We start from the raw sequence: 12,639 nt of genomic DNA on the forward strand, positions 1-12,639 counted from the left end.
TGCTTTGCAGCGGTGTTTCGTGTTGCGAGGGGGCGAATCATAGGGGACCCCCTCGGCCTTGGCAAGCGTTTTCTTGAATTTGTTCAGAACGGTCTGTGACACGGTGATGAAGCAGGCTTCCATGCCCCGGCGCAGGGTCGCGCAGTTGCTATCTCTATCTATTAGAATCGACGGATGCCTGACCTTCCTATCTACCAGCCATCGCACCAGCCGGCGGATATGCCCCGGTATCTGGACGCGCAAGCGCTGGCAGCAGCACTTTCACGCCCGATTGTCTTTGTCGACCTGGAAACGACGGGCGCCGACGGCACCCGCGACCGTATTACCGAGATTGGCGTCGTGGAAGTGGGACCGGACGGTATTGTCGAATGGGACACCCTGATAGACCCGGGCATTGGCATCCCGCCCTTTATCCAGCAACTGACCGGAATCACTGACGACATGGTGCGCGGTCGGCCAAGCTTTGAGTCACTAGCGGAAACGCTCGCGGAGCGGCTGCAAGGCAAGCTCTTCGTGGCGCACAATGCACGTTTCGACTATGGCTTCCTCAAGAATGAGTTCCGCCGTGTCGGCGTCACCTTTCGCGCCGATGTCCTGTGCACGTTACGGCTCTCGCGCTCGCTGTTTCCCTCGGCCGCGCGCCACGGGCTGGATGCGCTGATCGCCCGGTTCGAGTTGCAACCCAAGGGCCGGCACCGGGCTCTCGCCGATGCCGAACTGTTGTGGCAATTCTGGCAGAAGGTCCACGAGCTCTACACGATGGACCTGGTCGAATCCGCAGTGCAGTCGCTGATCAAGCGGGCGAGCCTGCCCGCCGGGCTCGAAGAAACCGCACTGGACGACGTTCCCGACACCCCTGGCGTCTATCTCTTTTATGGCGACCAGGACATGCCTCTCTATATAGGGAAGAGCATCCACCTGCGCCAACGCATTGGCGCGCATTTCTCCGGCGATCATCGTGCCGCCCTGGAAATGCGGCTGGCGCGCGCGGTGCGCCACGTCGAATGGCGCGAGACTGGCGGTGAGGCTGGCGCACTGCTGCTGGAAGCGCACCTGATCAAGACGATGCAGCCGCTGCACAACCAGATGCTGCGCCAGAATGCAGGACTCTACGCGTGGGAACTGCCCCCCGGGCTGAGCGCGCCGATACTGCGCTCGGATCGCCACACCGATTTCAGCCGGCACCCTAATCTATATGGCGCCTTTCCCAGCCGGGCCAGCGCCCAGGCCCGGCTGGCAGAACTGGCCCAAACCCATCAGCTCTGCCAGGTCGCCCTCGCCCTGGAAAAAACCGCGCGGCGCGGCCTGCCCTGCTTCGCGCGTCAACTGCACCGCTGCCTGGGCGCGTGCACCGGCGACGAGTCCCTCGCAGCTCACCGCGAACGGGCGGTCACCGCATTGGCCAACCTGGCGATCCAGCCCTGGCCGTTCGCGGGTGCAGTGGCATGGCGCGAGCAGCACGGCGCCAAGGCGTGGTGGCATGTCCTGGAAGACTGGTGCTACCTGGGCTCGGTACCCACGCTGGAGGAGGCGCCAAGCTTGCTGTCCTCGCCCGCGCGCTTTGACCTGGACACCTATCAGATCCTGGCGCCACGGCTGCCGGCCTTGCTCGCCGCTGCCGTTCCGCTGGAAGCGGTGCGGCGATTCGAGCTGCAACCACCGGACGCGCCCCGGTCGAAAGCACAGCCGCAGACTGCATCGCCCACCCCGGCGCCCCACCGGCGCAAGCCACCAAGCCCAGACCAACAGACCTTGTCTTTCTTCGACCGCTAGGCGAGGCGACTGCTGACCAGCTAGCCCACAGATCACAAACGGTATACCAAATACCTCACAACTCGCGCACCGCCAAGGTGCGCGACGTCTAGCAATCCCTTCCCATGAGCCGCGAGTTTGTGCCGAAACCTGCTGCATTGCACCAGAACACGGCGAATTGCGGGCGCTCGAACATTTGCCTTGCTCTCGGCAATTCAATGAATATAGTATACCGATTCTAACGAAAAGCCCGATTCACCCCCAACCCTGGCGCCATAGCAACGGCCCCCACAATACGGAGCGAATGCGTGACGCGGCAAGACACAGCAAGCACCGACACCCAGCCGCCAGAGACGTGCTTCCTGCCAGTGTGGGAAGCCGCGGCGCTATTGGCCAAAGGCGACGCCAGCGCGCAGAACCTGGTGAACTGGTGCGAGGCAGCCTATGCCGCCTCGCATCGGGAGATCAACGCCCTCATCCTGGCGGATTTCACCGCCGCGCGCGCAGCAGCCGAGGCCAGCGACCAACGCCGGCGCCGCGGGGAGCCGCTTGGCTTGCTGGACGGTATTCCCTTCTCCATCAAGGAATCCTTCGACGTGGCAGGCTGGCCCACCACGTGCGGCAACCCGGCGCAGCGCCACAACATTGCCGCCAGCGACTCGGCCGTGGTCGAGCGCCTGCGCGCGGCCGGCGCGGTCCTGCTTGGCAAGACCAACGTGCCGATCGGGCTGCGCGACTGGCAAAGCTACAACGCCATCTACGGCACCACCCGCAACCCGCGCGACCTCAGCCGCACCCCGGGCGGTTCGTCCGGCGGCAGCGCCGCAGCGGTCTGCGCGGGCATGAGCTTCTTTGACGTGGGCTCCGACATCGGCTCGTCGCTGCGCAACCCGGCGCACTACTGCGGCGTGTTCTCGCACAAGAGCAGCCACGGACTGGTGCCGCTGCGCGGCCATGGCATCGGCCACGGCTACGGCGAGCAGGACATCAACGTGGCGGGGCCGCTGGCGCGCAGCGCGCACGACCTGGAACTGCTGCTGCGAGCGCTGGCTGGCCCGGACGGCATTGAAGCGCAGGCCTATCGCCTGACGCTGCCGCCCTGCGACAAGCGCGCGCTTGCCGACTTCCGCGTCGCCGTGCTGCCGAGCCATCCGCTGTGCGAGGCGGACGGGGAAGTCAGCGACGAAATCGAAAAGCTCGGCAGCTGGCTGGAGGGACAAGGCGCCCAGGTACGCTGGAACGCGCGCCCGGACTTCGATGCCTCGGCTCTCTGGCACACCTACGTGCTGATGCTGCGGGCTACCACGTCGATCCATATGGATGACGCTGGCTTCGATGCCGTGCTGGCCCGCGCCGCAGGCGCCGCGCCCGACGACCACGGCTACGCCACGCTGCAATTCACCGGCGCCGCCATCCGGCACCGGCAATGGCTGCAGTTGCAGCAAGCCCGGGCCACCTTCGCGCAGGCTTGGCAGCGCTTTTTTGGCGAGGTTGACGTGTTGCTGTGCCCGGCAGCCGCGACCACCGCCTTTGTGCTGGATGAAGCCGGCGAGCCGTGGCAGCGCATGCTCCAGGTCAATGGCCGGGCGCAACCGCTCACCAGCCAGTTGTTCTGGGCCGGGCACTCCGGCCTGTGCGGCCTGCCCTCGACGGTAGCGCCGATCGGCCCGGGCCGCAGTGGCCTGCCGGTGGGCGTGCAGATCGTCGCCGGAAGGTTCGAGGACCTGACCGCATTGCGCTTTGCCCAGTTGCTGGAAGCCGCGGGTTTTGCCTTCCGGCCACCGCCGGCCTCGGCTCAGTCCCAATCCCAATCCCGGTCCGACCCGGTGTAACGCGCACCGGCGCCAAAAAAACCAGCGCACCGCCCCCGAAGCAAAGACACGAAGGAGAGATCATGTTCACCTGGTTCAAGGATTTATCGACAATGGAGCGCAAGGGGTTTTACGGCGCGTTCCTCGGTCATGCGGTCGACGTGTTCGACTTCATGATCTATTCCTTCCTGATTTCAACGTTGCTCACCCAGTGGGGCATGAGCAAATCGGCCGCCGGCGCCATTGTCACCTGGACCTTGGTGTCCTCACTGGTGGGCGCCATCGGTGCGGGCGTCCTGGCTGACCGCTATGGCCGGGTGCGCGTGTTGCGCTGGACCATCGTGGTGTTCGCCGTTGCCTGCTTCCTGTGCGGGCTGGCCAACACCCCCGAGCAACTGCTGGCCTTTCGCATGCTCCAGGGCCTGGGCTTCGGCGGCGAATCCTCGCTGTGCATGGTGCTGGTGACGGAAATGATCCGCAACCCGGCGCACCGCGGCAAATACTCCGGCTTCACCGCCAGCAGCTACTCCTTCGGCTGGGGCGCGGCGGCCATTGCCTACGCCATCACCTTCAGCATCTTCCCGGCCGAAACCGCCTGGCGCGTCTGCTTCTTCATGGGCATCCTGCCGGCGCTGGTGGTGATCTACCTGCGCCGCAACCTGGAGGAGCCGGAAGTTTTCACCAAGAGCCAGGCCGAACGCGCCGCCGGTGGCGCCGGCAGCGGGCCCACCGCCTGGCAGCAGCTGGCGCGGCTCGGCCGCAGGCCGCTGCTGGGCAAGACCGTGCTGTGCAGCCTGCTGTCGGGCGGCATGCTGGGCGCCTACTATGCGATTGCCACCTGGCTGCCGACGTTCCTCAAGACCGAGCGCGGGCTGTCGGTGTTCGGCACCAGCTCCTATCTGGCGATGACGATCGTTGGCTCGCTGGTGGGCTATGTGGCCGGCGCCTATGCCACCGACCGTTGGGGCCGCCGCCTGACCTATATCGCCTTTGCCGCCGGCGCCTTTGTCATGGCGCTGGTCTATATGGTGATCCCGGTATCGAACACGTCGATGCTGTTCCTGGGCTTCCCGCTGGGCGTGCTGATGCAGGGCGTCTTCGCCGGCATCGGCGCCACCATCTCGGAGTCTTACCCCAATGACATCCGCGCCACGGGTTATGGCGTCTCGTACAACGTCGGGCGCGTGATCGGCTCGCTCTTTCCGCTGACGGTAGGCTGGCTCAGCACCGGCCGCACCTCGCTGCCACTGGCGATCGCCATCGTGGCCGGCGTCGGCTACATGATGGTGATGGGCGCCGCCTTGCTGCTGCCGGAAACCAAGGGCATGGACCTGGGCCAGGCCGGCGGCGATGACGACGGCGCGCACGAGCTGTCCCGGGATGCCAACAAGGCCGTGCTGGCGCCGACTGTGGGCAAGCCCGCATAAGGCGCCTGCGGCCGCTTGCGGCGAGGCCGGCGGCTAGGCTAGGCTGCACGGAGGGAGCATGCCTGCTCCCCCTGGAGTCGCCATGTCTGTCGTTCGCCGTCTCTCCATCTCCCCTCGCCTTTGGTTGACCCCACTCGCCGCCATCGCCCTGGGCGGCTGCGCAAGCGTCGAGCAATCCGCCATGCAGCGCATCCTGGATTCGTGGCAAGCCGCCCCGATCGAACAAGCCAAGGCACAGTGGGGCCCGCCGCAATCCGTGCAGGCCGTGCCGGGCGGCACCGCCTACTTGTGGACCGAGGAGGTGCCACCAGCGCGTGCGCCGGGCGGCGGCCCGCGCGATGCGCGCGCGCCCACGTCACCGGAGCCCCTGCTGGTGCCCGGCCTGTGCCATCGCCGCCTGATCGCTGGTCCCACTGGCCTGGTGATCGGTGGCGACTGGTCCGGCAACGCGTGCTGTGTCACCACCGCGCTAGGCCGCTGCAGCGGGCTGGTCAGGACCAGCACCAGCCCCTGATCGCACCGGCCACCGCGCCACTCACCGAATTGGTGCACATCGCGCGTCGAAGCAGGGGATCATGCACCAGTGCCACTCAGGGGCTTGCCACGATCCGGCGCATTTGGGGCGCGGCGTTCACCGCTGCCGTTGGCACACCTCTTGCTGAACAAACTATCGAGTAGAAGCGGTTAGCGCCGATGCGCCTCCCCCAGTGGGCAGGCGCATGCCGGCGCGGGACATTGCTCTCGCGACCATCCGGTCGCACGCCTGGCTGACTCGCATCGCGAGGCATCCGGGCGTTTGGATCCGGCCACCAGGCCGGGCACGAGAGAAAAGAGAGCGCCCACGATGTCCCCCATCTTCACGCCCTTATTCCATTTCGCGGACACATCTGCCGGCCATGGCGCCGCTTGCGTCCCGCGTCGTCGCCCGCCTGTCGCCGTGCCCATCCTGGTTTCCCCCGCAAACATCCGCACAGGAGCCCCCATGAAGACGCCTTCCCCATTGCGCCGCCTGTTGATTACCGGCGCCTGCGCCGCGCTGACGCTCGCCGCCATCCCCGCCCCCGCGCTAGCTGCCGATAAGGTGACGTTCCTCACCTCCTGGTATGCCCAGGCGGAGCATGGCGGCTTTTATCAGGCGGTAGCGAAAGGCATCTACAAGAAGTACGACCTCGATGTCACCGTGCGCATGGGCGGCCCGCAGGTCAATGGCATGCAGATCCTCACCAGCGGCCAGGCCGATTTCCTGATGGGCTATGACCTGCAGGTGCTCAAGAGCGTGGAGCAAGGCGTGCCGGTGACCACCGTGGCAACCTCCTTCCAGACCGACCTGCAAGGCATGATGACCCACGAGGACGTCAAGAGCCTGGCCGACCTGAAGAGCCGCACGGTGCTGGTCTCCACCTCGGGACGCACCACCTGGTGGCCGTGGCTCAAGGGCAAGTACAAGCTGGAGGAATCGCAGTCGCGCGTCTACACCTTCAACCTGCAGCCCTTCTTTGCCGATCCGCAATCGGCCCAGCAGGCGTATGCCTCTTCCGAAGTGTTCTCGGCCAGCAAGGCCGGTGCCAAGACGCGCTTCTTCCTGTTCGCCGACGATGGCTATCCGCCCTACGGCACCACCATCGTCGCCATGCAAAAGATGGTCAAGGAGAAGCCGGACGTGGTCGCGCGCTTCGTCAAGGCGAGCATGGAAGGCTGGAAGAGCTACCTGGCGGACCCCGCCCCGGCCAATGCGCTGATCAAGCAGGAAAACCCCAACATGAAGGACGACCAGCTCGCCTGGGGCGTGGACAAACTCAAGGAGTACCACATGGTCGGCGGTGGCGATGCGGCCCGCTACGGCATCGGCGTGATGACCGATGCACGCTGGCAGAAGACGCGCGACTTCATGGTGGGGGCCGGGCTGCTCAAGGCCGATACCGACTGGAAACAAGCCTACACCACGCAGTTCGTGAAAGACCTGAAGGTCATGCCCTGAAGCGCGCAGCTTCACCGTTCAAGCTCAACCCCATACAAGGATATTTGACATGCTGGTCACCCAACAGCCCGTATTGCGCCGTTTCTGGTATGCCCTGATGCCGATCTCGATGCTCGACGACGGCCCCAAGCCCTTTACCCTGCTGGGGGAGAACCTGGTGCTTTGGAAAGGCATCGACGGCAAGCCCGCGGCGCTGCAGGACCGCTGCTGCCACCGCACCGCACGCCTGTCCAAGGGCTGGGTCAACGAGCGCGGCGACATCGTTTGCGGCTACCACGGCTGGGAATACAACTGCTCGGGCAGCTGCGTGCGGATTCCGCAGGCGCCGGACAACGCCATTCCTTCTGGCGCGAAGGTGCAGGCCTATCACGTGCAAGAGAAATACGGCTACGTGTGGGTGGCGCTGGACGATCCGCTGCAGCCCATCCCCGATTTCCCTGAGGATGGCGACCCCACCTACCGCCGCATCTTCCAGTTCTACGAGAAGTGGAACACCAGCTCGCTGCGCGTGATGGAGAACGCCTTCGACAACTCGCACTTCAGCTTCGTGCACCGCGCCAACTTTGGTTTGTCCGAGCAGCCCAAGCCGCAGAAGTACGAGCTGCAGCAGCGCGAGTGGGGCTTCGAGGCGGAGACGCTGGTGCCGATCCGCAATATCGAGGCGGGCCACCGTGTTACCGGCACCACCGAGCCGATCACGCATCGCCATATGTTCAACCGCTGGGACCTGCCGTTCACGCGCCGCTTCGGCTGCACCTATCCGGCCAGCGGGCGCCATCACATCATCTACAACTGCGCCACGCCGATCGACGACAAGAGCGTGATGCTGTCGCAATGGCTGTACCGCAATGACAGCGAGGAAGACTGCTCGACCCAGGAGCTGATCGACTGGGACGCGCCCATCGTCGCCGAGGACCGCGACATCCTGGAAGCCACCGACTACGACGCCTGCGTGGACACGCGCCGCCGCGCTGAATTCCATATGGAATCCGACAAACCCGGCTTGCTGATGCGCAAGATGCTGATGGAACTGTTCACCCGGCATGGCGAGAAGGAGACCTTCCGCATTCCCGTGGTTCGCGCTTAGGCCGGACTTCGGATAGTCCCCGAACCATTCCATACGGAGACAGCCATGAGCGTCCTCTTTCGCAGTGCCACGCAAGCCCGCGCTGCAGCCCCGAGCCCCGGCGGCCTTGCGCCCAACGCCGGCGGCGAGCCCGCTGGCACCAGCCGGCGCGATGCCGACGCGCCACTGCTGTTCGCCAACCAGATCGAGAAGACCTATCCCAACGGCACCGTGGCGCTGGAGCGCGTCAAGCTGGCGATCAAGCCCGGCGAGTTCGTCTCGCTGCTGGGGCCGTCCGGCTGCGGCAAGAGCACCTTGCTCAAGCTGTTTGCCGGATTGGAGGCGCCGTCGGCGGGCCATATGCGCTGGTGGGGCAACCCCGCCCTTCCGAGCGGAACGAACGCCGGAACGAACGGCGCCACCAACAGCGCAGGCCGCACGCTGGCGATGGTGTTCCAGGAGGCCACGCTGATGCCGTGGGCACGCGTGGCCGACAACGTGCGGCTGCCGCTGGACCTCGCCCGCATGCCGCGCGCCGACGCCGACGAACGCGTGCGGCGCGCGCTGGCGCTGGTGGGGCTGGGCCGCTTCGCCGCGGTCTATCCGCGTGAGCTGTCGGGTGGCATGCAGATGCGCGTGTCGATCGCGCGGGCGCTGGCGACCAACCCGGACCTGCTGCTGATGGACGAGCCCTTCGGCGCGCTCGACGAGTTCACCCGCAACAAGCTCGACGCCGACCTGCGCGCGCTCTGGGCCGAGCGCGGCCTGACAGTGGTCTTCGTCACCCACAGCATCTATGAGGCGGTCTACCTGTCGAGCCGCGTGGTGGTAATGGCGGCGCGGCCGGGCCGCGTAATTGCCGACGTGGCCATCGAGGGCCCCGAAGTCCGCGATGAGGCCTTCCGTGTTTCGCCCGCCTTCATGCAGTACTGCGCGCAGTTGTCGGCGCTGCTCGCGCAGGCCAACACCGGCGTCGACCCCAACGAGCACTGAGCCCGGCAGCAGCATCGATCCCACAAACAACAAGGAGCCCCCATGAATCCCCCGCTACTGTCGCGCCCCGCCGTACAGCGCGTGGCCGCCCCGCTTGCCGTCGGCGTGCTGCTGTTGCTCGCCTGGCAGGCGACATGCACTGTGCTCGCCGTGCCCGCGTACCTGGTGCCCACGCCCACCGCCATCGGCCATGCGCTGGTGGAAGACTGGAGCCTGCTATGCGGCTCGCTATGGGTGACGCTGCGCATCACCATGCTGGCCTTTGCGCTGGCCGTGGTAGTTGGCACCGCCGCGGCGTTCATCTTCGTGCAGAGCCGCCTGATCGAAGCCAGCCTGTTTCCCTACGCGATCCTGCTGCAGGTCACGCCGGTGGTAGCGATCGCGCCGCTGATCATCATCTGGGTCAAGCAGCCGACGCTGGCGCTAGTGATCTGCGCCACCATGGTGGCCGTGTTCCCGATCATCTCCAACACGGTGCTGGGCCTGCGCAGCGTCAACCCCGGCTTGCTCAACCTGTTCCGCATCAACCGCGCGAGCCGCTGGGATACCTTGCGCCGCCTGCGCATTCCCAGCGCGCTGCCGTATTTTTTCGGTGGCCTGCGGATATCTTGCGGCCTCGCGCTGATCGGCGCGGTGGTAGCGGAATTCGTGGCGGGCACCGGCGGCACGGGCGCGGGGCTGGCTTACCAGATCCTGCAGGCGGGCTTCGCCCTCAATATCCCGCGCCTGTTCGCCGCGCTGTTCCTGATCACGCTGACCGGCGTCGCATTGTTCGGCGCCATGGTGGTGGTATCACGCATGGCACTGTCCCATTGGCACGAAAGCGAGCTGGCATGACGACCAACACCATCCTGATCCGCAATGCCACCGCCATCCTGACCGGCCTTCCTGGTAACGATAAGGGTGGGGGCGAGGGTGAAGGCGAACGCCATGCCGGCCCGGACCTGCGCGTGGCCGGCGGCACCATCGAGGCCATCGGCAAGCTGGCGCCGCGCCCCGGCGAACAAGTCATCGATGCCACCGACTGCGTGGTCTACCCGGCCTGGGTCAACACCCATCATCACCTGTTCCAGTCACTGCTCAAGGGCGATCCGCCGGGGCTGAACCTGACGCTCACGCCGTGGCTTGGAGCGACGCCTTACCGCTTCCGCGCCGCCTTTGACGAAAGCACCTTCCGGCTTGCCGCCCGCATCGGCCTGATCGAACTGGTGCGCAGCGGCTGCGGCACGGTGGCTGACCACAACTATCTCTACTATCCCGGCATGCCCTACGACAGCTCGGCCATCCTGTTCGAGGAAGCCGAGGCGCTGGGGCTGCGCTTTGTGCTGTGCCGCGGCGGCGCCACCCGCACGCGCCAGCTGGAGAGCGAACTGCCGCAGGCGTTGCGCCCCGAAACGCTCGACCAGTTCCTGAGTGATTGCGAACGGCTCACTGCGCGCTACCACCAGCCCGCGCCGGATGCGATGCGCCGCGTGGTGATGGCGCCCACCACGCCGCTCTACTCCATGTCGCCCGAGGAGTTGCGCACCTGCGCGCGCACCGCGCGCCGGCTTGGCATCCGGCTGCACAGCCATTTGTCGGAGACCGTGGAATACCAGAACGCCGCGCGAGACAAATACCAGACGACACCCGTGGCCTTCTGCGGCGAGCACGAGTGGCTGGGCCGCGACGTTTGGTTCGCCCATCTGGTAAAACTGGGCACGGACGAAATCCGCCAGCTCGGCGCAACCGGCACAGGTATCGCGCACTGCCCGCAGAGCAACGGCAGGCTGGGCAGCGGCATTGCGAACATCCCGGCGCTGGAAGCCGCTGGCGTGCCGGTGTCGATCGGGGTGGACGGCGCCGCCTCCAACGAAGCGGCCGACATGATTTCCGAAACGCATGCGGCGTGGCTGCTGCAGCGCGCGCGGCGAGGCCATGGCGCCCGCCCACGCGCCGAGGGTGGCGACCATGAGGGCGGCGCCGACGCCGCGCGTGTGGAAGACGTCGTGCGCTGGGGCACGGCGGGCGGCGCGGCGGTGCTTGGCCTGGATGCGGTGGGCACGTTGCAGCCGGGCAAGGCGGCCGACCTCGCCATCTACCGGCTCGACGACCCGCGCTGCTTTGGCCTGCACGATCCGGCCATCGCCCCCGTGGCCAGCGGTGGGCGGCCGGCTCTGCGCGCGCTGCTGGTGGCTGGCCGCGTGGTGGTGGAGCATGATGCGATTCCGGGGCTGGACCTTGGCGAGCTTGGCGCTGCCGCGCGCGACGCAGTGCTGCGCTTGCAGCAGCGCGCCGCATAGCCCGCGGCGCCACGTCGTTGATGCAGGAAGGCGCGAACCGGCAGCGGATTTTTTCTTGAGCCTGGCGCTCGTGGGGCTGATCGGCCTGCGGTTCGCCGAAACTGAGGCTTGATCCAGGCTAGCCGGGGCGCGGGCCGACGTACGCGGCACGCGGGCGGATCAGCTCGGCATCGGCACGCTGCTCCAGCGCGTGCGCGATCCAGCCGATGGAGCGGCCAAGCGCGAACATGCCGAAGGCCGCGCCGGGCGGCAGCCGCAGATGCCGGCGCAGCGCCACCAGTGCAAAATCGATCGATGGCCGCTGCCCCAGCAGCGCGAAAGCGTCGTCGATGATCGCTTGCCATTGCGGGTGATGCGGGAGTATCCGCGCCAGCAGGCCGGCGGCGCGGATGTCGCCGGCGGGGTAGAGATGATGGCCAAACCCCGGCAGGTTCTCGCCGCGGGCAAGCCGCTCGCGCAGCTTCGATGCGGGCGGCGCCTCGCCGAGCTCGTCCCAGAGAGCCTCCACGCGGGCGGTGGTCCCGCCATGCAGCCCACCGGTCAGCGCGGCCAGGCCCGCGACCACGGATGCGCGCAGGCTGGCGCCGGTGGACGCCACGCAGCGGGCCGTGAAGCTCGACGCGTTCAGCTCATGGTCCGCGCAGAGCACCAGCGCCATGCGGATCAGGTCCGCGCCTTCTTCGCCCACCTGCCAGGCGCTGGCGCATTGTCGATGGACCGGCGCGCTGGCGGGCGCCGTGTGCAGCAGGCAGGCCGCCAGCAGACGCACCAGCACGCCGCAGCCTTCGGCAAGGCGTTGCGGTGACCTTTGCCACTGCGCCGTGGGGTCGTCTTCGCTGGCGATGGTAAACAGCGGCAGCAGCGCCGCCTCGCTGCGGCGCCCGGAGAAGGCCGCCTGCATTGCCGCGAGGTGCGCCGGCGCAAGCGGCGCTGCGCCAAACGCCGCGTCCTGGGGGCACTGCCACAGCAATGCGGCCACCGCTTCCACGGTGTCCGACGCGGCCAACGCAACGGCATCCATGCCCCGGTAGTAGAGCCGCCCGTCCTCAATCAAGGTGATCCCCGATTCCAGCACCGGCAGACCCCAGCTCAGCGTGGCCTTGGCCACCTCGCGAGGCTTGCGGCCGCGCGTGCGCTGGCCAGCCAGGCGCGCAACGTCGTCGGCGAGATAGCGGCTTTCGCGGTGGGTTTCGCTATCGTGCGCGTGCAGCAAGCCACGGCTGACATAGGCATAGAGCGTCTGGCGGGACACGCCAAGCTGGGCGGCGGCTTCGGAGGAAGTCAGGTAGCGGGGCACGGGCGACGAAATCGATCAATAGGTTGATTAAGT

General features: G+C 66.9%; 10 protein-coding genes. 9 read left to right on the plus strand and 1 reads right to left on the minus strand.

The window, feature by feature from the left end; translation table 11 throughout:
• Positions 1 to 174 precede the first annotated feature (174 nt).
• The 9 genes from AC1Q7Q_RS39185 to AC1Q7Q_RS39225 all read left to right on the plus strand — a co-directional run bounded on the left by AC1Q7Q_RS39185 (position 175) and on the right by AC1Q7Q_RS39225 (position 11,309).
• Entirely contained in the window at positions 175 to 1,773 is a 1,599-nt protein-coding gene (locus AC1Q7Q_RS39185) for a 3'-5' exonuclease family protein (protein WP_492375713.1), read from the plus strand.
• Positions 1,774 to 2,060: 287 nt separating this feature from the next.
• A complete protein-coding gene (locus tag AC1Q7Q_RS39190) occupies positions 2,061 to 3,584 on the plus strand; it encodes an amidase (protein ID WP_492375714.1) in 1,524 nt (507 codons plus the stop codon).
• A gap of 62 nt (positions 3,585 to 3,646) precedes the next feature.
• Positions 3,647 to 4,990 (plus strand): MFS transporter, encoded by a 1,344-nt coding sequence (locus AC1Q7Q_RS39195; protein WP_492375715.1) that lies wholly within the window; start codon positions 3,647 to 3,649, stop codon positions 4,988 to 4,990.
• 82 nt (positions 4,991 to 5,072) lie between these two features.
• Positions 5,073 to 5,504 carry a hypothetical protein gene (locus AC1Q7Q_RS39200; RefSeq protein ID WP_492375716.1) on the plus strand — a complete coding sequence of 144 codons (432 nt, stop codon included), beginning with the start codon at positions 5,073 to 5,075 and terminating at the stop codon, positions 5,502 to 5,504.
• A gap of 468 nt (positions 5,505 to 5,972) precedes the next feature.
• Positions 5,973 to 6,968: an ABC transporter substrate-binding protein gene (locus AC1Q7Q_RS39205; protein ID WP_492375717.1), complete on the plus strand. Its 996-nt coding sequence runs from the start codon at positions 5,973 to 5,975 to the stop codon at positions 6,966 to 6,968.
• Positions 6,969 to 7,017: 49 nt separating this feature from the next.
• Entirely contained in the window at positions 7,018 to 8,055 is a 1,038-nt protein-coding gene (locus tag AC1Q7Q_RS39210; protein WP_492375718.1) for an aromatic ring-hydroxylating dioxygenase subunit alpha, read from the plus strand.
• Positions 8,056 to 8,100: 45 nt separating this feature from the next.
• The gene (locus AC1Q7Q_RS39215) at positions 8,101 to 9,027 is read left to right on the plus strand and encodes an ABC transporter ATP-binding protein (RefSeq protein ID WP_492375719.1); all 927 of its coding nucleotides are present in this window, start codon (positions 8,101 to 8,103) and stop codon (positions 9,025 to 9,027) included.
• A 42-nt stretch (positions 9,028 to 9,069) separates the two neighbouring features.
• Entirely contained in the window at positions 9,070 to 9,864 is a 795-nt protein-coding gene (locus tag AC1Q7Q_RS39220; RefSeq protein WP_416051465.1) for an ABC transporter permease, read from the plus strand.
• Positions 9,861 to 11,309: an amidohydrolase family protein gene (locus AC1Q7Q_RS39225; RefSeq protein WP_492375720.1), complete on the plus strand. Its 1,449-nt coding sequence runs from the start codon at positions 9,861 to 9,863 to the stop codon at positions 11,307 to 11,309. The genes AC1Q7Q_RS39220 and AC1Q7Q_RS39225 overlap by 4 nt, the downstream gene beginning before the upstream one ends.
• Before the next feature lie 118 nt (positions 11,310 to 11,427).
• Here the strand turns inward: AC1Q7Q_RS39225 and AC1Q7Q_RS39230 are convergent, their stop codons facing one another.
• Positions 11,428 to 12,606, minus strand: coding sequence for a citrate synthase family protein (locus AC1Q7Q_RS39230; RefSeq protein ID WP_492375721.1), 1,179 nt, complete (start codon positions 12,604 to 12,606; stop codon positions 11,428 to 11,430).
• Positions 12,607 to 12,639: the final 33 nt, after the last annotated feature.

The organism is Cupriavidus sp. GW823-FHT07A04, assembly GCF_058794615.1.